At 56.9% G+C, this 21,009-nt stretch carries 16 protein-coding genes; 5 read left to right on the top strand and 11 right to left on the bottom strand.

The annotated features are described in order from the left end of the window. Nucleotides 1-91 precede the first annotated feature (91 nt). From CCALI_RS07450 to CCALI_RS16070, 3 genes are all read left to right on the top strand, one after another. A complete protein-coding gene (locus CCALI_RS07450) occupies nt 92-1,144 on the top strand; it encodes an NAD(P)/FAD-dependent oxidoreductase (RefSeq protein WP_016482864.1) in 1,053 nt (350 codons plus the stop codon). Between the two features lie 6 nt (nt 1,145-1,150). After that, a complete protein-coding gene (gene dtd / locus CCALI_RS07445) occupies nt 1,151-1,621 on the top strand; it encodes a D-aminoacyl-tRNA deacylase (RefSeq protein WP_016482863.1) in 471 nt (156 codons plus the stop codon). 115 nt (nt 1,622-1,736) lie between these two features. After that, nucleotides 1,737-1,892 carry a hypothetical protein gene (locus CCALI_RS16070; protein WP_155850504.1) on the top strand — a complete coding sequence of 52 codons (156 nt, stop codon included), beginning with the start codon at nt 1,737-1,739 and terminating at the stop codon, nt 1,890-1,892. A 4-nt stretch (nt 1,893-1,896) separates the two neighbouring features. Here the strand turns inward: CCALI_RS16070 and CCALI_RS07440 are convergent, their stop codons facing one another. The 5 genes from CCALI_RS07440 to CCALI_RS07420 form a co-directional block, all read right to left on the bottom strand. Continuing rightward, nucleotides 1,897-3,084, bottom strand: a complete 1,188-nt coding sequence (locus CCALI_RS07440) for a phosphoglycerate kinase (protein ID WP_016482862.1) — start codon at nt 3,082-3,084, stop codon at nt 1,897-1,899. A gap of 8 nt (nt 3,085-3,092) precedes the next feature. Continuing rightward, nucleotides 3,093-4,106, bottom strand: a complete 1,014-nt coding sequence (gap, locus tag CCALI_RS07435) for a type I glyceraldehyde-3-phosphate dehydrogenase (protein WP_016482861.1) — start codon at nt 4,104-4,106, stop codon at nt 3,093-3,095. 231 nt (nt 4,107-4,337) lie between these two features. After that, on the bottom strand, nt 4,338-5,576 hold the full coding sequence (locus CCALI_RS07430) for an ABC transporter permease (protein ID WP_016482860.1): 1,239 nt from the start codon (nt 5,574-5,576) through the stop codon (nt 4,338-4,340). Nucleotides 5,577-5,602: 26 nt separating this feature from the next. Then, complete coding sequence (locus CCALI_RS07425) at nt 5,603-7,330, bottom strand: efflux RND transporter periplasmic adaptor subunit (protein WP_016482859.1); 1,728 nt, start codon at nt 7,328-7,330, stop codon at nt 5,603-5,605. 12 nt (nt 7,331-7,342) lie between these two features. Continuing rightward, nucleotides 7,343-10,630: a glycoside hydrolase 5 family protein gene (locus tag CCALI_RS07420; RefSeq protein ID WP_016482858.1), complete on the bottom strand. Its 3,288-nt coding sequence runs from the start codon at nt 10,628-10,630 to the stop codon at nt 7,343-7,345. Nucleotides 10,631-10,828: 198 nt separating this feature from the next. On the opposite strand from CCALI_RS07420, the gene CCALI_RS07415 reads away from it, so the two are divergent. Further along, entirely contained in the window at nt 10,829-12,985 is a 2,157-nt protein-coding gene (locus CCALI_RS07415; protein WP_081648320.1) for a methyl-accepting chemotaxis protein, read from the top strand. 326 nt (nt 12,986-13,311) lie between these two features. Further along, nucleotides 13,312-14,136, top strand: a complete 825-nt coding sequence (locus tag CCALI_RS07410; RefSeq protein WP_016482856.1) for an MBL fold metallo-hydrolase — start codon at nt 13,312-13,314, stop codon at nt 14,134-14,136. Here CCALI_RS07410 and CCALI_RS07405 read toward each other — a convergent pair. The 6 genes from CCALI_RS07405 to CCALI_RS07380 form a co-directional block, all read right to left on the bottom strand. After that, the gene (locus CCALI_RS07405; RefSeq protein WP_016482855.1) at nt 14,120-14,935 is read right to left on the bottom strand and encodes an MraY family glycosyltransferase; all 816 of its coding nucleotides are present in this window, start codon (nt 14,933-14,935) and stop codon (nt 14,120-14,122) included. The two genes, CCALI_RS07410 and CCALI_RS07405, sit on opposite strands and share 17 nt — an antisense overlap. 1 nt (nt 14,936) lies before the next feature. After that, nucleotides 14,937-15,644: a glycosyltransferase family 2 protein gene (locus CCALI_RS07400; RefSeq protein WP_016482854.1), complete on the bottom strand. Its 708-nt coding sequence runs from the start codon at nt 15,642-15,644 to the stop codon at nt 14,937-14,939. Nucleotide 15,645: 1 nt separating this feature from the next. Next, nucleotides 15,646-16,515, bottom strand: coding sequence for a copper transporter (locus CCALI_RS07395; RefSeq protein ID WP_016482853.1), 870 nt, complete (start codon nt 16,513-16,515; stop codon nt 15,646-15,648). Nucleotides 16,516-16,529: 14 nt separating this feature from the next. After that, nucleotides 16,530-17,729 carry a putative cytokinetic ring protein SteA gene (gene steA, locus CCALI_RS07390; RefSeq protein WP_016482852.1) on the bottom strand — a complete coding sequence of 400 codons (1,200 nt, stop codon included), beginning with the start codon at nt 17,727-17,729 and terminating at the stop codon, nt 16,530-16,532. A 113-nt stretch (nt 17,730-17,842) separates the two neighbouring features. Continuing rightward, on the bottom strand, nt 17,843-19,726 hold the full coding sequence (gene uvrC, locus CCALI_RS07385) for an excinuclease ABC subunit UvrC (protein WP_016482851.1): 1,884 nt from the start codon (nt 19,724-19,726) through the stop codon (nt 17,843-17,845). A gap of 99 nt (nt 19,727-19,825) precedes the next feature. Continuing rightward, nucleotides 19,826-20,998, bottom strand: coding sequence for a citrate/2-methylcitrate synthase (locus CCALI_RS07380; RefSeq protein ID WP_016482850.1), 1,173 nt, complete (start codon nt 20,996-20,998; stop codon nt 19,826-19,828). Between the last annotated feature and the right edge of the window lie 11 nt (nt 20,999-21,009).

Raw genomic sequence — 21,009 nt, 5'->3', positions numbered from 1 at the left:
TCGGAAATATGATACAATAACTGGGTGCATCGTATGCAATTAGAAGCAACCGACTTCGTGCGAGGGATACTTAAAGGAGAAATTGTAGAAATTGACCGCAGTGAGTGAGCCTAAAATCGCACCGCTAGAGGACGCGGTAGAGAGAGACCTTTACGATGTGACGATCATCGGCGGCGGCCCCGTCGGGCTGTTTGGGGCTTTTTACGCGGGTATGCGCCAGATGCGCACCAAGATCATTGATAGCCTTCCGGAGTTGGGAGGGCAGCTCATGGCGCTCTATCCGGAAAAGTACGTCTACGACATGCCGGGCTTTCCGAAGGTGTTGGCGCGCGATTTGGCGCTGAACATGATCGAGCAGGGGCTACGCTTTAACCCCACCGTCTGCCTCTCAGAGATGGCGCTTAAGATGGAGCATGCGCCCGACGGCACCATCGTGATTACCACGCAGAAAGCCACCCACCACACGCGAACGCTTATCATTGCTACCGGCGCGGGCGCCTTCTCCCCCAAAAAGCTCGATGCACCTGGCGTCGCCGAGTTCGAGGGGCGCGGTGTGTTCTACTTTGTGCGTAACAAAGCGCAGTTTGCGGGCAAGCGCATTCTCATCGTCGGCGGGGGCGATTCGGCACTTGACTGGGCGATGAACTTAGAGCCTATCGCCGAGAGCATCACATTGATTCATCGGCGTGATAAGTTCCGCTGCCATGAGGAGAGCCTCGACTGGTTGATGAACCGCTCTCAGGTAACGACCTATCTCTGGCATGAGTTGGGGCGTGTGGAGGGGAACGGCTGTGTCGAGCGCGCCGTCATCTTCGACAACCGCACCAAGGAAGAGAAGGTGCTGGAAGTGGACGCGATTCTCCTCAACATAGGCTTCTCCGCCGATCTAGGGCCTATTAAGGAGTGGGGCGTGCGACTCGAAGGCAATAGCATACCCGTAAACCGGTTGATGCAGGCGGAAGACAGGAACGGCAACATCATGCAGGGCGTCTATGCGGCCGGAGATATCTCCACCTATGAGGGCAAGATCAAGCTCATCGCGACCGGCGTAGGGGAGATATGTACGGCCGTCTGCCATGCCAAAACGCAGATAGACCCCACCGCGAAGCTGTTCCCCGGCCATAGCAGCAACCTTTCGCTTTAGGCGTCCATGCGGGCTGTGGTTCAACGGGTCTCTCAGGCCTGTGTGCGTGTTGTAGAGGAGGGGCAGGGGGCGCGAGAGGTGGCGAGCATCGGGCGTGGCTTTCTCGTGCTTTTGGGCGTTCACAGCGCGGATACAGAGAGAGAGGCTCGAGTGTTGGCAGAGAAGATCGCTGGGCTGCGCGTTATGGAGGACGCCGACGGCAAGATGAACCTCGCTTTGGCCGATGTGGGGGGCAGTGTGCTGCTCATTTCCAATTTTACCCTCTACGGGGACTGCCGAAAGGGACGACGCCCCAGTTTTTCTGCAGCTGCCCCGCCCATACAGGCCGAGCGGCTTTATCGGCTTTTTGGAGAGGCTTTGGCCGCGCAAAATATCCCCGTTGCATGGGGGATATTCGGTGCCCACATGGAGGTGGAGCTGGTAAATGACGGGCCGGTGACTTTCGTGGTGGAAGCGCTGAATGGAGACATCGTTTAACGTCCTCTCCCTGCTCGCCAATTCGCGATAGCTCTCTCGACTTTATGAGGGCGAGGCGCGCCACCAGCTTTCGCATCCCCGCAGACCGGAAAGATGCCTGTACAGGAGGGGGTAGGTGGCAGAGGCGCTTATTCGGCCGGATGGCAGAGAGGGGCTTGTGTCGCAAATTTTCGAGAGAAAAGACCTGAAAACGAATCGTAGGGCCAACTCGCTTGGTCGGCCCTACGGGTTTGGGATGCGAGCTCTCTTTCTTCTCCTCGATGGGTGGTAGCTCCCTATTTATCCTGAAGCGCCACCACGCCGGGCAGTGGGCGCCCTTCGAGGAACTCGAGAGAGGCGCCTCCGCCGGTGGAGATATGGGTCATTTTGTCGGCGAAGCCGAGCTGTTGCACGGCCGCTGCCGAGTCACCTCCGCCGATGATGGTCGTGGCACCGGACTCGGCGAGCGCTTTGGCCACGGCGCGTGTTCCCTCGGCAAACTTCGCGAACTCAAAAATGCCCATGGGGCCGTTCCAAAAAACGGTGCCGGCGCCCTGTACCGCGTTTGAGAAGACCTCGATGGTTTTTGGGCCTATGTCGGCCCCCTCCCAATCGGAAGGGATGTGCTCGACATCCACAACCTGCGTTTGGCAGGCCTCCTCTCCGGTTTCAAAAGGGTTGGCGTTGGTTACAACCACATCCACCGGCAAAAGCAGTTTCGAGCCGGCCTTCTCTAAAACCTCTTGGCAGAAGGCGAGGTTCTGTTCATCGAGGAGCGAACGTCCCACCTCCAGCCCTTTGGCCTTGAGGAAGGTGTAGGCCATTCCTCCTCCGATGATCAGGGTATCCACCTTGTCGAGCAGGGAGCGGATGACTCCGATCTTGTCTTTCACCTTCGCTCCACCCAGAATGGCCACAAAGGGACGCTTGGGGTTGGCGAGCGCGTCGCCGAGATAGTCCAGCTCTTTTTCCATCAGGAAACCGGCCACTGCCGGCAGGTACTGCGCCACCCCTGCCGTAGAGGCGTGAGCGCGATGCGCGGTGCCGAAGGCGTCGTTGACGTAGAGATCGGCCAACTGCGCCAGTTGCTTGGCAAATTCTGGGTCGTTGGCCTCTTCCTCTGGGTGAAAGCGGACGTTTTCTAACAGCACCACATCGCCGGGTTGCATGGCGTTGACGTGGGCTTCTATCTCCGGACCGACGCAATCCGGTAGAAGGGGCACCTTGTGCCCCAGCAGCTCGGAGAGACGTTGAGCTACCGGGGCGAGGGTGTATTTGGGGGTAACGCCTTTGGGTCTGCCCAGGTGGGAAACCAGGATCACTTTCGCACCGGCATCTTTCAGATAACGAATCGTGGGCAGCGCTGCGATGATACGTGTGTCGTCGGTAATAGCGCCTGTCTCATCTTGCGGCACATTAAAATCAACGCGTGTGAGGACGCGCTTACCATTTACATCCACATCACGAATCGTCTTCTTGTTCATCGTCGTGTTTAAAGCCCTCGCTGTGCTAGGTAGTGAACGAGGTCGCCGACGCGACAGGAGTATCCCCACTCGTTATCGTACCAGGCGAGCACCTTCACCATGTTGCCGCCCACCACAATGGTGTCTAAGGCGGAGTAGATGGAGGAGTGCGGATTGCCTTTGAGGTCGGAGGAGACGAGCGGCTCTTCGGTGTACTGCAAGATGCCTTTCATGGGGCCTTCGGCATACTCTTTGGCGACGGCGTTGACCTCCTCTTTGGTCACATCCCGCCCGAGAAGGGCGGTGAAGTCCACGATGGAGACGGTTGCCGTGGGCACACGGAAGGCCATGCCATGGAAGCGGCCTTTCAGCTCCGGAATGACCAGGCCCACCGCGCGCGCCGCGCCGGTTTCAGAGGGCACAATGTTTTCTGCCGCGGCCCGAGCGTCTCGCAGGTCTTTCGCCGCGGTGTCTTGCAAGCGCTGTGAGTTGGTGTAGGAGTGAACGGTGGTCAATAATCCTTTCTCGATGCCGAAGCGATCGTAGAGAAACTTCGCCACAGGGGCGAGGCCGTTGGTGGTACAAGAGGCGTTGGAGATGACGTGATGGCGTGCCGGGTCGTACATCGTTTCGTTGACGCCTAAGACAATCGTTAGGTCTTCATTTTTAGCGGGCGCGGAGATCACCACCTTTTTGACCCCATGTTCCCGATGGGCTACCGCCTTGGTCGCATCGGTAAACAGCCCAGTGGATTCGATGACGATCTCCGCGCCGACCTCATCCCAACGGATATCGGCGGGGTTGCGTTCGGCAAACACGCGAATCTTTTTACCGTTCACGATGAAAGCATCCTCTTTTGCTTCCACGTGACCTTTAAAAACCCCATAGTTGGTGTCGTACTTAAACAGGTGCGCGTTCGTTGCGGTGTCGGTGAGGTCGTTTACAGCAACGACCTCAATGGTGTCGGGATGGCGTTCGAGAATGGTACGGAGTGTGATGCGCCCGATGCGGCCGAAACCGTTGATGCCTACGCGTACTGGCATGATGGTATCCTCCTAAAAATCAGCTTTCAAAATTCCCACGGTGCACGCGGTACCTCTTTTAATACTACCCGAAAAGTGGTCACGGTTGCTTGTGTTGGGAATAGAAGCAAAATTTGCGAATGCAGTGCATATATAGTGAGGGATTGGAGGGGTTGCTCTGTGCCGATATGGTGGCCCTATGTTTGTCGCGGGCATGGCCGCGGAGGGAAAGGTTTTGGGCGACTGTTGAGGCTACTCGTAGCGCAGCGCTTGGATGGGATCGAGCTTTGAGGCGCGTATGGCGGGATAGAGACCGAAAAACACCCCCACTCCCGCGGAGAAGACAAAGGCGCCGACTACCGCCCAGAGCGGTACGTAGATCGCCAAGCCCTTGTGGCCGTTGTTGTTCAGCGCCTTGATGAAGGTGGAGATGTAGCCGATCGCATAGGAGAGCGCCGAGCCGATGCCGACGCCGGTAAGCCCTCCGATGCCCGATAGGGTGGCCGATTCGATGAGAAATTGAATGAGGATATCCTTTTGTTTCGCTCCGACCGCCTTGCGGAGGCCGATCTCACGTGTTCTTTCTGTCACCGAAACGAGCATGATGTTCATGATGCCGATGCCCCCTACAAGCAGTGCAAGGGCTGCGATAGAGCCGAGCACGAGGGTGAAGGCGGCAAAGACGGTGGTAATGCTCTGCAGAACCGAGTCTAAGCTATCCACCTTAATGCCAGGGACGTCGGCATAGCGGCGCATAAGGCAGCGCCAAATCTGGTCTTTCGCCGGCTCCATCTTCTGGAGGCTTACCGGTTGGGCGTAGATAATCCCAACGAGATCGGTGCCTACCATGCGCTGCTGTACGGTTGAAAGGGGCGCATAGACGAGGGTGTCCTGATCGCCCATAAAGGAGCGACCCTTGGGTTTCGCCACTCCCACCACGGTAAATGGGATGTTGTTGAGGTCTATTTCGGCTCCGATAGGGTTTTGTTTGCCGAAAAGCTCTGTGGCCACCTTCGAACCGATGACACAGACTTTGGCCCACTGTTGCAGATCAAGCTCGGTAATGAAGCGACCCGAGGCGAGGGGAACGTCGAGAAGGGCGGAATAGTCTGGCATAACCCCATAGATCTGCACGTCGAGATGCTTTCCGTTGTGCACCGCGGTGCTGTTGGGCAGAGGCAGTTGGGGCGATACGCGTGTGATGAGGTTACAGCGTTGAAGGATGTCCTCCACATCGCGCATTTTGAAGCCATCAATATGGCGGACGGCTCGATTATGCGTTTTGTTATCGGGCTCGTAGATCACCATGATTAAGTTGGAGCCCATCTTCTCAAACTCGGCGGCAACGCGGCGCGACATGCCTTGGAGGATGGCCACCATCATGATCACGGCGCTGACGCCGATGATGATGCCTAGCATGGTAAGCCCTGAGCGCAGTTTATTCATGCGCAGGTTGTTAAGGGCGGTGATAAGGCAGTGCCAAAAGGTCATAGGCGCGATGAACTCTCCAACGTGCTTTACTCCTCATGTATGTCGAATTTCTGACGTGGCGGGCCGGTATAGGGAGCAGGCATAAGCACCTCACCCTCCTTTAGGCCGGAGAGCACCTCGGCGTAGTTATCGTCTTGAATGCCGATCTGGATGGTGCGCATCTGGGTTACCGGTTTTGGATGATCGGCCGAGGCGGGTACGAGCACCACCTTTACCTGGGGATGCGAGCCGGTTCCGTAGAGGCAGTCTACCGGTACCCTCAGCACGTTATGCCGTGCGGCCACGATGATGGTGCAGTGGGCACTCATGCCGGGGCGAAGGCGCGGGTCGGCATGGTCAATGCGTATCTCCACGGGGAACCGGATCACGGTATTTTGAGGTGTTGCGGTTCCGTTGGAGGCGGCCGCCGCGGTGTAGGAGGAGGCGGCGGGGGCGACTTTGCTGACGCGCCCCCAAAACACCACGCCGGGAGAGGCGCTTGTGGTGACTTGAGTTGGCATGCCCACGCGAATCTTGTTGATATCTACCTCATTCACCTCGATCTTTACCAACATGGTGCCGAGGTCGGCCACCTGATAGATGGGAGAGCCAGAGGTGAAGGAGCTGATAGCGGAGGTGATGAGGTCGCCGGGCTCGACATAGCGCTTGGTGATCACGCCGGTCATGGGAGAGTAGATCGTGGTGTCGTGGAGCTGCACGAGGGCCGCGTTCAGCTGGTTGCGAATCTGTTGGGCATCGGCGGCGGCTGCGAGCACGTCGTCACGGCGCATTTTATTTTGGATGAGGTTGCTACGCGCTTGTGCTAGTTGGGCAAGAGCCTGCTGATAGGCCGCTTTGGCGCTCGCCAGTTCGTCTTGCGAGGCGATGGGCTGCGGGTTCAGTTGGGCCTGGCGCAAAGCAGCTTCTGCTTGGGCGACTTGAGCTTGGGCGGCGGCCACTTGGCTTCGTGCGCTCTGTTCCTCGATGGCATTGGCCTCCTCAATGCGGTCGAGTTTCTCCTTCGCCTCCTGCTCTTGCGCTTTGGCGACGAGGTAGGTCTCGTCCGCCGCATCCACAGCGGACTGCGATACAAAGCCTTTTTGGAGCAGCTGTTTTTGCCGTTGCAGGTTTAAAGCCGCGTTCTGCTCCTGCGCGAGCGCTTGCTGATAGGCCGAGCGTGCGGAGGCAACCGCGTTGGGGTGGGTTGTTTTGACCATCAGCTCTAGGGCTTGCTGCTGCGCTTTTAGGTTGGCTTTTGCGGCTTCCAATGCGGCTTTCGCGTTTTGAATAGCCTGTATGTTCAGCTGGGGCTGGGCGGTGGCCTGCAGCTCGGCCTCATCGAGGCGCGCTTTGGCTTGGGCAAGGTTCTGTTGGTACTGTGCGATGGTGGCGCTCGTCTGTTGGTCTTGAAGCAACGCGGCTTTACGTGCCGACGCCAGGCGGGCCTCCGCCGCGTCGAGCTGCGCCTCCAACGCTTTTACCTGGTTGATCACGTCTATGGGGTCTATGGTGGCAAGAATCTGACCCTGATGTACGGTCTGCCCTTCATGGACGTAGAGTCGAAGAATACGACCGGCCACTTTCGACTTGACGTCTACTTTGCTCAGCGGCTCGATGGTGCCATCTTCTATCACTTTGACAACCACATCGCCGCGCGTCACCTTTTCCGTTTCGTCGGATTTTTGAGCGGGTTTGGCGAGGATATGGGCGACCCACATGCCCATAACCGCGGCGCAGAGCAGAAGGAACGAGCAACCGATAGCGAGTTTTTTCATAGGCTTTCCAACTTATGATGATGCGTTACCGATGGTCAGCGTAATGGCCTGGCCAAAGGGAATGCGATTGGGCGCATCGGAGCGGTCTTGTAACACGAGACGAAGCGTGATGGATGCCGGCGGGTGAGGAGAGAGGAGAGGCTCTATCTGCTTGGCATCTATCTGCAGTTGGCCGTAGCGTGGCACGTCTTCTGTAAGGGGGAGAATGCCGAGCAAGCGACCTTGGCTCATGACCATCAGTCCAACGCGGCCCGCTCCGGCGGCCAACCACTTTGCCTCACCGGTGTTGGTGAGAAGAAACCGTTGCGGGAATCCTTTGGCATCGGTGCCGATAGGCAGTATCTCCCCATTGACAAACTGCAGCGGCTCCATCCCTTTGAGAGGCAGATCGCCGACAGCGGTTAACGGCACGGTTGCGGTGGTGGTGTTGGTGCCGCGCGTGCGCACGCCCGGCATCTCTCCCTGCTCACGCAGTTGGGCATAGAGAGGAAGGAAATGGGCATAAAGCCCGGCGTAGCCCTGAGCATCCTTATCGCGGTCAATCTCCAACCACGTTGTGGGCTTGGGGTCTATTACGGCTTTCGGTAGCTCCGCTATGGCGAGTTGGGAGAGCCTTAAGGCAGCGGGGCGCGGGGTTCCATCGGGCGAGATGATCCCGAAGTCGCTATTTTCGTCAATACGCAGCCCGCCGGGGAACCACCAGGCGGCGGTCCCGTTGGAGCCGGTATCGAGGATGAGGCGACACATCTTATCGTAATAGCTCCTCTGCTCTTCAAGGTGTTGTGGATTGGCTGGGAGCACGGAGCGACCGAATTCCGCCCAGAACACCGGCTTCCCGTTTCCCGCCCAACGCGCGTAGGCAGCGGTAAAGCCGCCTCCACGGAAGGTGGGCCAATCCCCATCAAGGGCATATCCCTCCGGTGAAATGAAATCGAGATGCGCAGCCCCAGAGACGAGGTCAAACGGCGCGACCCCGGCCACGTAGGGGCTGCCGTTGCCGCCATACCCGCTCCGTGCACCGATAAGCGGGCCGTAAGGCCTTAAAAACTGCACCACTTTTGCGTAGCCTCGACTGATAAGATCGTCTAGAAAACGCCGATAGGCGGCAACGAAAATGCGCCACGGGCCATCTTGACTGAGCTGCTGGTCGGATGGGCCGGTGACGTTGCCCTCTGCATCGCGTGGCGCCTTCATGCCCCACATCTCTTCTGCATGCGTAAGGCTGCCATACTGCTCCTTAATCCATTGCTGCCACTGCGGGTCCCAGGCCTTGCGTTGGTTGTAGTCGCCCATATGGGGTTCCCAAGCCACATCGAAGGCAAAAACCGTGTCGTTGCCCCGCAGGTTGGCCGCATCGAGTAGTTTCTTAAGCGCTTCCGGGTCAAAATAGAGCGGATGTGCATACGCGAGAAATACGTTGGCTTTGATGCCCAGGTTTCGGCATCTTATCAGGAAGTCGTTGAGGGCGGGCGCTTCATCGGGACGAGTATACTGCACACTGACGACATTAAACCCTAGACGGTGGCAGATGTCGAGGTCCTGTTGAACAAGAACGGGGTCGTACTCATCGGGGGAGAGCCAGCCATGTTGATAGCGGTCAACGCGTTGACCGGCGATCCAGCTCGGCCAGAAGTTTACGCCTACCGGGCGCCACGGCTTTCCATCCAGGACGAACTCACCCCCCTCCACGCGCACGAAATGGGAGAGAGAGGCGGTGCGGGTTTTCATGGGCAACACGCGGAACGGCTCCTGTAGGCGATCCAAGATCCCGGAGGCCGGCCGGTCGGTTTGCAGCGTGATGGTGACTCGGTATTCGCCGGCCGGAAGATCGGTGAGGGTGTAGGTTGGCGACAACGTTTGTTGATAGGGTTCTAATGAAACCGTTGTCATAAAATCTCTCACGATGGGCGGAGATATCGAATGGGATAGGCTCTCGACATGCCACCTCAAGCGGAGCGTTTGGGGTTGGGCGGAGTTACTGATAAGCTTCGCCCCGATGACCACAGGGGTTTGGAAGGGATACGAGGCCTCATCTACCCCTCCATAGGCAATATAGGCCGGTTGAAGGAGTCGCAGTACCATATCGCGCAGCGCTTCTTGGGAAGGCAAGCTTTGGTGTGGAGCGAGGGCGATACCGCCCCAGCAGGTGCCCATGTAGGGACCCTGTAGAGGAACGAAGAGCCAGCGGCTATTATCTAGCTCCTCGTTTGGGTTGGTGATTCCTGCCGGCAAAACGAGGCGTCCTGGGCGTCCTTGATCGGCCAACCCGAGGCCGCGCTCACGAATGACAGGGCGCCATTCTCCTTGAGAGGTCTCATAGCCCCGATAGTCTGGGCAAAGGGTGGGGAGATCGGGCGGTGCCGTTTCTACGGCATAGGGCGAAGCTCCGACTTCCAGATCGGCGATCCAAAACTGGTGGTTGCCGGCCGGCATAGGCGCGTGGGAGTTGGCCAGCCCGATGCGCCAGAGCATCGCGTTCTGTGGGTGAAACAGATCGCCATGCCCTCCACGCCCTTGGCCTCCTTCCCAAAACCGAAATGCGGATGGAAGCAGCACGTAACGTTGCCAGTGGGTGGTAAGGGGAACCGCTGTGATCCAGCGCGAGCCGTCACGCTCTACCCACTCCATGACGAGAGCGTTGGTGTTGGGCGCTCCCTTCGCCCAGAAAAGGGTGAGGTTCTCTCCGGGTTTGAAGGGAGATGTGGCAAATGCGGGTGCCGTAAGGTTAGCCCAATTGCAATAGTTTTCAAATTGGAAAAGGAGCGCCGTGCCATGCGGCGAAGGCTCCTTTACGACGGTGACTTGTGTATTTGGTGAATCGGCGGCGCGGTTCCAAGAGGATGGGTCGGCATTTTGGAAATCGAAGATAGGATGCCCCTGTGTGTTCTGCAGGAGTTCATGGCGGAGAGACCAGCGCCCATTTTTCAGAAAGACCTCGTGGATAAAGGCGGGGCCCCCGATGCAGAGAAGGCGTCCATGATGTTGGAGAAATTGAAGTAGGTTCGTCTCGGCATTTCCTGGAAGATAGGCGGCGTTGGGCAGGATCAGTAGATCGAACTTCTCAGCGTTAAACTGCGTTGGGTCTGCAAGATTCTGAGGGGGCAGAATCGTGGCTGGCAAGTGCGCTTTTTGCAGCGCCGCGAGAAGCTCGTTAGCGCGTGTTGGGGCTACCAACGGCGGCATTCCGCCCAGCACCGCAATACGCTGTTGCGATACAGGGTCTGACGAAAGGGAAGCCTTGGTGGAGTGGGCCATCGCCCCCAGCAAGGCAAGATAGAAAAGAGTTGTTTTTGTGGACATCCACTAGTCTCCGAGAGCTTTTTTTCTACTCTTTTTTGACGCAAGGCCTCCTTATCCCTGCAGGGGTCTAGAGCCTTGAAGTTTGAGAGAAGGGGGGATCGTTATTCCCCCTAAAGAAAATGCGCGTTTTTGCGAAAATCTCTACATCCAACCGACGAGGGCTTTCCCTGGTCAAGATAAAACTCACTACCTAGGGAGATGAGAATGCGCTGGTTTTTTGATTTACGAACATCCTATAAAATGGCCATTGGCTTTGGGGTGTGTATCCTCTCGATGATAGGCCTGGGCGCTCTGGGCCTATCACGCCTTAACGCGCTGGTACAGATGAACCATCGTTTCTACCAGGATGAAATGCTACTAAATGATGGCGTGAAAGTGCGCGGAAACATGCTACGTTTTCAGCGTGATGAGAAGAATCTGATATTGGCACACAACTCCTCCGATATCTCGCGCTATTCACAGGAGATGCAGGGACACGCAACGGCGTTTCAAGAGGCGCTCGCTCAATGGAAAAAGGAGGCAACTCGCGACGCCGATCGCACCGCGATCCAAAAAATAGAGAGCGATTGGGGAGCTTTCCTTCCCATTGATCAGCAGGTTCGTGCGCTTGCGCGTCAGAATCGGGACCAACAAGCCCAGAAACTCTCGGAAGGAAGTGGGAGATACTTCCTCCAAGATATCGAAAACACGCTGGATGACTACATTCATAATGCCCAGCAGCGCGGCAAACAGATGCATGAGACCGCTTTAGCGCTCTCGGCTGCCTCTCGCTGGCAGTTTATCGGGTTTATGATCGCTGCAGCCCTCTTGAGTTTGGTCCTAGCATGGCTCACGACCTCCTCGATCACGAAGCCGTTAGCACAGGTTTCCGATAAGATGCGATGGCTTCAGGAACATGGTATCTCAGAGTTAGAGGATGCTATTCATTGTATGGCGGAAGGCAATTTGACGGCCAGGATGGAAGTAGATATGGATGCTTTGGACATTCATCGAAAAGATGAAATTGGACTCATGGCCGCTACTTTCAACGAGATGCTGTCGAAGACGAAGAGTATGATACAAGCGTACGAAGTGGCTCGGCAAGGACTGGTTGAGCTGATCGGAAAGGTTACCGAGAGCGCTGCGGCTGTTGCGGCGATGAGCCGTCAGCTGAACGTCTCTGCGGAGCAGACGGCGCAGGCGGCCAACGAGATCGCGGGTTCCGTTCAGGAGGTAGCGCAGGCGGCAAGCCAATCGGCCACAACAAGTCAAGAGATCGCTCGCGCCAGCGACCAACAGGCTCGTGCGGCCACCGAAGCGGCGGCCGCTGTGGAGACATTGCAAACGGCCATCGCCCATATTCGTCAGACGCTTGCCGAGCAACAGCAAGCCGCAGCTATCGCCAATAAGGGGATGCAGGAGGCCAGCCAGATCGTCTCTCAGGTGAGCCGTTCGATCGAGGAGATCGCGGAGCGTGCCCAGAAGTCGGCGCAAGATGCTCATGGCGGCTCCAAAGCGGTGAAGGAGACGATAGACGGCATGGGGCGCATTCGGCAGCAGGTGGAGGAGGCTGTCGAGAAGGTTAAACATCTTGGTAGAATGGGACAGGAGATAGGCACGATCATTCAGACCATCAATGAGATCGCCGAACAGACCAATCTGCTTGCCCTCAACGCTGCCATCGAGGCGGCACGTGCTGGAGAGCATGGACGTGGCTTTGCGGTGGTGGCCGATGAAGTCCGTAAGCTGGCGGAGCGCTCCTCTCAAGCGACAGGTCAAATTAGCACGCTCATCAGCGAGGTACAGCAAGGCGTGCAGCAGACCGTGACGGCCATGGACGCTAGCAGTCGTGAGGTGGCTTTAGGCACAACACAAAGCGAACAGGCCGGCACCGCGCTCATACAGATCCTCTCTTCGGTAGAGCAGGTTACCACCAACATCGAGAGCATCGCCGCACTTGCCGAACAGATGTCAGAGAGCGTCCTAGAAGTTCAAAAGACGGTGGAGCAGGTTGCGGCAAACGCAGCCGAGGATATGCGGTTGGTAGAGAACATGGGTCAGTCGGCCGACAAGGTTTCTGAAGCGGTAGCCAGCGTTGCTGCGATCTGCGAGGAGACGGCGGCAGGGGCGGAGGAGATGAGCGCTGCTGCTGAGGAGGTGGCGGCTTCGACGCAAAACGTTTCTGCCTCGGTGGAGGAGCAAGCGGCCGGTATGCAAGAGGTGAACGCAACGGCCACGGAGCTAGGAAATATGGCTCACGAATTGGAGGATCTTACCAGCCGGTTTAAGTTGGAAGAGGATTCGGCAGAGGCCTCGAAAACGAGAAAAGCTTCTAGTGAGGCGAAGCCGTTAAAGACGTTACGCAAAGCGGCGTGACGCTGTTTGCGAGAAACCCCTCCAGAACACACGACCTAGCTTGATGCGGCACGGAGGCCGCACATTCTTTCCCCAGACACGGATGTCTGGGGTCTTTTTTGGGATGCTCTAGGGTCCTGCGACTTCAATGAGGGCTATTCACCCGTCTCCTCTCTTCAAAAGAGAGAGGAGATCAACTATCGGCTGTATTCCGCTGTGGCATCGAAATTTTTGTTGGAGGAGGTAAGCTTCTAGAGGAAATTCCTATGGTTACAAAGTAAATATAATTGTCTGTATATTGCCGCCTTTAGGTGGCGATACGAAATCTGCTTTAGGAGTTGTTTACGATGCGTGTAGAGCTGTTGGGGACGGCGGCTGCGGAAGGGTGGCCTGGCCTCTTTTGCGATTGCGGTGTGTGCGCCCATGCCCGCGTGCACAAAGGGAAAGACGTGCGCACGCGCTCTTCCTTGCTCATAGATAGGTGCCTTAAAATAGATTTTCCACCCGATACCTTCTACCATACGATAGCCTATAACATCGAGCTACGTACATTGCAAGCGCTGCTGTTTACGCACGCTCACGATGACCATTTCTGCCCGACAGAGTTGCAATATAGTGGCGTGCATTTCGTTTCCAAGCTGCTTGAACGCCCTTTACCGGTCTATGGACCGCCAGAAGTTATCGAGACCTTACGGCCTATGCAGCAGAAGTCGGCGCTTCCCCTTGAGCTGCACACGCTCTGTGTTTGGAAAACGGAGACGATCGCAGGCTATGAGGTTACCCCGATTAGAGCTCATCACGATCCGACCATCACCTGTTTCAACTATGTGTTGCGAGATGCGCGGGGCACTACCCTCCTTTATGCCAGCGATACCGGGTGGTACGATGAAGAGACGTGGAGCTTCTTGTTAAACTACAAACTGGATGCCGTTATTGCGGAGTGCACCAAAGGCCCTATTGAGGGAGATTATGGGGGACATATGTCCATTTCCGATGTGGTGAAAATGAAGCAATGGCTTCTAGAGAACGGAATAATTCGTCCAGATACCCCCATTGTGGCCACTCATTTCTCCCATAATGGAGGCTTCACCCATGCCCAGCTTGAGGCGGCTTTAGGGAAGGCGCAGATCGTAGCGGCCTACGATGGGTACGTGCTCAGCGTAGGCCAGTGAGGCGGTCGAGGAAACGCAGAACGCGATTTTCTTCGATCAGTTTCGAGAGGGAGACGCGCTCGGTGAGCGCATGAAAGGTGCAAAGCAGAAGCAGTGTTCCAACGAGCCCACTTAATGGGAGGGTTGCTGCACAGGCGAACCCTGCGGCCGCTCCGAGGAGGTTGCTACCCACATCGCCGAGCATCGCTCGGCCTCGGGCATCGTAAGGCCATAGAGAAGCCGCGCCGAGCATAAGGAAGAGCAGGGGATGATGGAGGGGACGGGGGGTTAGCAGGAGAAGAGGAAGGGCAATGACCAGAAAGACGGCAATGGCGCGGCCAGGGCGCAGATCGAGCAGATTGATGGCATTGGCAAAAAGCGCGATGACAAGTCCTCCGAAAACAACTCTTAGCCAATGTGGTGCGAAGTTCTGGTAGCTGAACCCCAAGGCGAACAGGCCGCCTCCCACAGCTTTCAGGAGGCCAGTGGTGAGTTTTCCGTCTTGAAAAAGCGCTCGTAAATGCCCTCTGAGCCCTCTAAAGTGGGGAGTCCCCCACAGATCATCTACAAGGCCGAGCAGTCCAAAGACGGCACAGAGCAGTTCCCACCGAAACAACGATGGCTGCTGCTGCGGCCAAAACTTGGCGAGCAGGCTAAAGAGCAGAGTCGTTTGAAGGAGAACGATGACGCCGAAGCTTTGCGGAATGGCCACGCCTCGAAAGTTGGTCTGCAGGTGCCCCCAGCGTCGTAAGCACTTTTCGCCCAGCCACGGCAGAATCAGGTAGCTGATCAGACAGGCACCTAGAAGGGTGGTGTTCATCTTAGGGAGCCCCTTGTTTGCGCGTTGCGGCTTCTGGGCGATGGTGAGGGGTAAGCCAAAGCCGCAGAAGGATACGGGCGACAGCGTAGAACTGCATCGCTCGATGCAGCACATCGGCGGGTCGTCGGCCGGTAACGCGGTGGTGCAGGGGCAGCTCCATCTCCACGAGGCGCGCTCCGAGCCGCAGGGCGCGCACGGTAAGCCCAACTTCGGCTCCCCAGCCGGTTTCAAAACCGCCGATCTGCTCTAAAAGTTCTCTCTTCAGCGCCCTCTGCCCCGAGAGAGGCGCCTGAAACGTGTGCCCGGTAAGTTTGCGAATACCCCATCGCGCCAGGCGGACGACGAGGCCGAACCCCCCTCCGTTAAGGGTTTTAGGGAAGATGGCAATAGACATATCGGCTTCCCCTCTGCACACCGGCTCTACCAGCGCGGTTGCTGCAGCGGCCGTCTCCTCCAGATCGGCATCTAACAACAGCAAGATATCTCCGGTGGCCAGCCGCAAACCGGCTTGCAGGGCGGCCCCCTTGCCCCGATGAGGGCATCGTAAGACGAGATCAGCACCGGCCTCTTCGGCGCGTTGGGCCGTGGCATCTTGGGAGCCGTCATCTATCACCAGGCATTGCGCTTCGGGCAAGGTGCGCTTTACAGCGAGGACGGTTTGCCCTATACGTGTCGCTTCATTGTAGGCTGGAATGAGAACGGAGAGCATTTTACGAGGAGCTTGGCGTAGGGATAAGGTCTTTGGCGGTAGGTTTCACACCGAAGTCGCCGCTCACTCCTCCCTGCAGGGCCAGAACGAGGCTATAGAGGCCGATGCTATCGTCCACATCATCAATGGTTGGAACCTGCAGTCCGAGCGTGTGGTAGACGGGCACGTCGGAGACGGAGGCGTTTTGCGGTTCGCACATCACCACCGTAGCGCCCAGATGCTGAAGAGCGGCAATGAGCGGAGCGTCCACATTGGTGACACGGGAGGTGGCGTCGGCATGGCTGCCGGCAAGCAGCACAAAACGACGACAGACAGGCTGTAGAGGATAGCTAGAGTGGAAGCTGATGAGGCCCGCGTCTTGCAAAGGGCCGAGAAGCGGATCGCTAGGATTTTCTCCCTTAACCAGCGTGGTGGCCAGGAGGTTCAACAGTTTGACGCGGGAGGTAGGGAGGTTCGGATGATCGGAGTGCAGTTCGGAGAGCTTTTGATCTAAGAGACTTCCATCATCCGACAGGATATGCTGAAGGGTGATGACGTTCACCACCTCACCGCCAGCCTGACTCACCACGGTTTGGATGGCGGGGATGGGGTCGGAGTAGTCACCCACCTGTATCAGGGTCACGTCTTGGCCTTGAAGGTCTTTCTGAACGAGGGAGGGCATCACCTTGTCCAAAAATTTTTGGTAGTTGGCCACCTGTTGGCGCTTAGCGGCAAGGTCTTGTTGCACGGTGATATTGAGGTTATGCAGAGCACCGCTGAAAGTGCGAACAAGACGTGGGGAGACCGTGAGGCTGCCCACGACAAGCCCCACGGTGAGCGCGAGGAAGATTGCCGAGATGGTAATAACGTGATATTTAAATCCGGGTCCCACCTTATGTTCCTTGTTTAGCGAAAGTGATAGTGCCAAAGTAGGGCGAGGAAACGCAGCAGGGCCTTGCCGGCGCCAGAGATGAAGAGCATGGCGAGGATGGGGGTAGATGCTGCAAGGAGGATGAGGGCGAAGGCTCGGAACAGTTGATGCGGTTGCGTTTCCAGAAGGCGCCCTATTCCTTTGGCATCCACAAGTTTGGAACCGATGCGAAGGCGGGTGAGGAAGGTGCTGGACATGCCGCGCCGCCCTTTATCGAGAAACTCTTCTAAGGAGAAGTGGGTTCCGACGGCTACAATGAGACGGGCACCAAGCTCATCGGCCAGCAGCATGGCGGCATCCTCACTCGTGCCCGCCATATGAAAGACATGGGCCTGTAGACCCAGTTTTTTGATTCTCTCCAGCCCTGGCGCGCCGCGGCCATCTTCCCTTGCATAGCCATGCACCACCAGTTCTGCCCCGCATTTAAGTGCCTCATCGCTTACGCTATCCATATCGCCCAGAATGACATCGGGGCGAAGGTGAACCTCCAAAAGCGCATCGGCGCCGCCGTCTACGGCCAGCAGCACCGGTCGGGCATCATGGAGGTAACCGCGTTCCAACAAAAGCGCCAAATCCTGTTTGTAGCCCTCACCCCGCACCACGATGAGCACGTGACGATCGGCAAAGCGGGTTTTTAGGGGAGGCACTTCGATGGGAGCGGCCAGCAGTCCCTTCTCGCGCTCGATGTAGGCCAATGTGTTTTTGGCAAAAAGTGTTAGCTCCCGATCGAGATTAGCGCGAGCGGCCTCCATCTGTTGTTCTACGAGTTCAAGCGTGAGACGTTTCCCTTGCAGGCAGAGGCCGCTCTGAAATCGCAGGCTATCGCCCATTAGCGTGGCTTGGCTTCCGTCTGGTGCGAGCAGAAAAGCCTCTTCACCCACCGAGTCGAGGAGAGGGATGCCGGCTTGCATAAGGATGAGGGGGCCTCGGTTTGGGTAGCGTCCAGAGATAGAGGCAGCGGCGTTGACAACGGCGGAGACGCGCTTTTCCACGAGAGCACGCGCCGCTACGGCATCCAAGTCTTGATGAGCGATAAAAGCGATATCACCAGGGCGTAGCCGAGGAATAAGGTTCTTTGTGCGCCGATCCTTTAAAACCCGCGCATAGGCTAAAGAGGGCTTTTCATCAAAAGCTTTACTTTGATCGGTTATCTGCGCGTTGCGAATGGTATCCATCCCTTCTTATAGGGGACGACTTTTAGACGATCGGTTTATAAGGGTTCACGCTTCTTAAATCGAGCTACTTACACGCATTATGTGCTCTAAGGCGCTACATTGTCAAATTTAATTTAATCGGTTGTTTCTGCAGGGATGCCGTTTACTTCGTCAACGAAGCCGTTTGGATGAAGGGTTTCATAGAGTTGTGTGGCCAGCTTGAGGGTCATACCGGGCACAGCGGCCAGCTCCTCGATGGTGGCGGCGCGTATTTTGGCAAGGCCGCCAAAATGGAGTTGGAGGGCGCGTCGGCGCTTAGGGCCGATGCCGGGTATCTCTTCTAAAATCGAGTGGGTTTGGGCGCGTTGGCGCACCTTAGCACCGAAGGTATTTGCAAAGCGATGCGCTTCATCGCGGATGCGCTGCACTAGGTAGAGCGCCTGACTATTGCGTGGCAGGATAACGGGGTCTGGCTCGCCTGGTAGATAGAGGTGTTCGAACTGTTTGGCCAGGCCAGCGAGGGGAAGATGGAGATTCACCTCTTCCATGGCGGCCTCGGCTGCGGAGACCTGTCCACGCCCACCATCCACGATGATGAGGGAGGGTAGTCGAGTGAACTTAGGGTTGCCCTGCTTGGCCTCTTTCAGGCGGCGCGCGATCACCTCATGTATCGAGGCATAGTCGTTTGGCTTGCCATCGCTGCGTTTGATCTTGAATCGGCGATACTCTTGCGGCATCATCTCGCCCTTTTCGCACACGACCATAGAGGCGACCTGATGTTGCCCCTGCGTGTTGGAGATATCATAGCACTCAATGCGTTGAGGGGGCTCTGCCAGGCCTAGCGCTTCAGCCAGCTCTTTGAGAGCTTGCTCGGTGTTATCGAGGCGTGCACGCATCTCGGCTTTGATCTGTTCGAGGGCGTGCAGGGCATTTTCGGTGGCCATTTCTACTAGGCGTTTACGCTCGCCCCGCACCGGCACATGGATCTCCACCTTCTTGCCTCGCTTCTGGCGCAGCCATTGCCGTACGATCTCCATCTCATCAATGTCGCAGGGCAGAAGGATCTCTTGAGGGATAGAGGCGGCGTCTTGATAGTACTGCTTTAGGAACTCGCGAACCACATCGCTGAGGCTCTCCTCCTCGGTGCCTTCCACCAGAAAATGGTTTTGTCCGATGAGCTTGCCCCCCCGAATAAAGAACATCTGCACGCAGGCCTCTTTCAGGCCGGTATTATCCTCCACCACCGCGATGACATCTTGGTCTATTCTTTCGGTGGTGAGGACTTTTTGACGTTGGAGCGTTTCCTCCACGGCCTGCCACTGGTCGCGCAGGCGTGCGGCGCGTTCAAATTCTAGATTTTCGGCGGCCTCCTCCATCTGTTGTTTCAGCCGTTGAACGATGTGCTCTTGGCGCCCTTCGAGGAAGTCTATCACCTCTTTCACGGCGGTTAGGTAGGCATTTTTATCTGCGAGGCCGGCGCAGGGCGCCATACATTGCCCTAAATGATAGTAGAGGCAGGGCTTCCGCACAGGGCTACCGTCGAAGGGTTTGCCGCAGGAGATAAGCGGGAAGATGCGGTTGATGAGCTCCATGGTGGTGCGAACGGCGCGCGAGTTGGGATAGGGGCCGAAGTAACGGTTTTTATCTTGACGAACGCGGCGTGTGAGGATGAGGCGCGGAAACGGCTCGGATGTGGTTAAGCAGAGGTAAGGATACTGCTTATCGTCGCGAAGGCGTACATTGAAGGGTGGGCGATGTTTTTTGATGAGGGAGCATTCGAGCACTAGGGCCTCCAGCTCACTATCGCAGACAATGACCTCCAAATCGGCAATTTTGCTGACAAGCCGACGTACTTTAGGGGTTAAGTTAGCCCCCTTTTGAAAGTAGGAGCGCACCCGGTTGCGCAGGTTGATGGCTTTCCCCACATAAAGAATCTCCCCTTGTTCCCCTTTGTAGAGGTAGCAACCGGGGCGAGCGGGCAGCGTTTTCAGTTTTTCCTCAACGGCGGGCGTGGGCACCTGTCTCTCCTAGTAGGTCTTCAAATGGCAAGATTTGACATCGCATTTGTCTAAGAGACTCTACGCACGGTGGCTGTGTCGGTTTCGATTGGGGAGGGATTAGTGAATTCCGTTTTCGCGTTGTGCGATGGGTATGTAGGGTAGGTTATGGGGGCCGACGTACTCGGCTCGCGGTCGAATGAGCTTTTGATGTTGGATCTGTTCCATCATATGGGCGCACCATCCTGCGGTACGGCTAATGGCGAAGAGAGGGGTGTAGAGATGGACGGGGAAACCCATCACATAGTAGCAGGAGGCGGAGAAGCAGTCCACATTGGCATAGATAGGCTGTTTGCCGGCGGCGAGGCGTTCTGGAGTGTTGCTGAGCTCTTCAACGAGTTTTTCAATAGCGGTGGTCATTTCGAACCATTTTAGGTTGTTGTGCAGCTCGCCGAGTTTACGGCTCATTTCGCGAAGATGTTGAGCGCGCGGGTCGGGCGCACGATAGACGGCATGCCCGAAACCGGGAATAGGGATGCGTTTCTCACCGGTGAGTCGGGGCCGGATATAGGCGTCCACCTGCGAGATGTCGCCGATCTCTAGGAGCATGCGCATGGTCTCTTCCGCTGCGGCACCATGTTTGGGGCCGGAGAGCGTGCCAATGCCCGACACGATGCCCGCGTAGATATCGGCTCCGGTGGCAACGGTGACCCGCGTGGCGAACGTGGAGGCGTTGATCTCATGGTCGGCATGGAGGATAAAATCTATGTCGAGGGTACGGGTGTAGAGCGGGTCGGCCTCTTCTCCACGCAGCATGTAGAGGAAATTACCGGCGATGCCCAGTTCGGGGCGCGGTTTTATGGGTTCCAAGCCTTGACGTAGTCTTTCAAAGGCCGCCACGAGCACGGGCATAGCGGCTTGTAATCGAATAGATTTTCTTAAGTTAGCTTCAGGGGTATGGATTCCGTTATCCGCGTCGAACATGCCGAGGGCGGAAACGGCCGTGCGCAGCGCATCCATTGGCGGAGCCGATTTCGGAAAGAGTTTCAGAAGGGGAAAGACGTTTTCCGCAAAGGCCATCTCCTGTTGCAGTTGGGCTTTAAATCGCTCTAGTTGGGCGAGCGTTGGGAGCCTACCATGCCACAACAGATAGACCACTTCCTCGAAGCTGGAGTGGTCTGCCAAATCGTGGATATTATATCCTCGGTAAAAGAGCTGGCCGGATGGGAGCACTTCGCAAATGGTAGAGGTTCCAATAACAACATCGCGTAGGCCTTCGGCAACGGCGGTCATAACGGTTCTCC

Origin of the sequence: Chthonomonas calidirosea T49 (assembly GCF_000427095.1) — a bacterium.
Taxonomy (GTDB): Bacteria; Armatimonadota; Chthonomonadetes; order Chthonomonadales; family Chthonomonadaceae; genus Chthonomonas; species Chthonomonas calidirosea.
The sequence above is the reverse complement of the archived record's forward strand: the minus strand, read 5'-3'. Positions and strand labels throughout refer to the sequence as shown.

Bases quoted from the DNA above. Each gene is read 5' to 3' on its own strand.
- dtd (WP_016482863.1), top strand. From the start codon at position 1,151: ATGCGGGCTGTGGTTCAACGGGTCTCTCAGGCCTGTGTGCGTGTTGTA.
- CCALI_RS07440 (WP_016482862.1), bottom strand. From the start codon at position 3,084: ATGAACAAGAAGACGATTCGTGATGTGGATGTAAATGGTAAGCGCGTC.
- gap (WP_016482861.1), bottom strand. From the start codon at position 4,106: ATGCCAGTACGCGTAGGCATCAACGGTTTCGGCCGCATCGGGCGCATC.
- CCALI_RS07430 (WP_016482860.1), bottom strand. From the start codon at position 5,576: ATGACCTTTTGGCACTGCCTTATCACCGCCCTTAACAACCTGCGCATG.
- CCALI_RS07425 (WP_016482859.1), bottom strand. From the start codon at position 7,330: ATGAAAAAACTCGCTATCGGTTGCTCGTTCCTTCTGCTCTGCGCCGCG.
- CCALI_RS07420 (WP_016482858.1), bottom strand. From the start codon at position 10,630: ATGTCCACAAAAACAACTCTTTTCTATCTTGCCTTGCTGGGGGCGATG.
- CCALI_RS07415 (WP_081648320.1), top strand. From the start codon at position 10,829: ATGAGAATGCGCTGGTTTTTTGATTTACGAACATCCTATAAAATGGCC.
- CCALI_RS07410 (WP_016482856.1), top strand. From the start codon at position 13,312: ATGCGTGTAGAGCTGTTGGGGACGGCGGCTGCGGAAGGGTGGCCTGGC.
- CCALI_RS07405 (WP_016482855.1), bottom strand. From the start codon at position 14,935: ATGAACACCACCCTTCTAGGTGCCTGTCTGATCAGCTACCTGATTCTG.
- CCALI_RS07400 (WP_016482854.1), bottom strand. From the start codon at position 15,644: ATGCTCTCCGTTCTCATTCCAGCCTACAATGAAGCGACACGTATAGGG.
- steA (WP_016482852.1), bottom strand. From the start codon at position 17,729: ATGGATACCATTCGCAACGCGCAGATAACCGATCAAAGTAAAGCTTTT.
- CCALI_RS07380 (WP_016482850.1), bottom strand. From the start codon at position 20,998: ATGACCGCCGTTGCCGAAGGCCTACGCGATGTTGTTATTGGAACCTCT.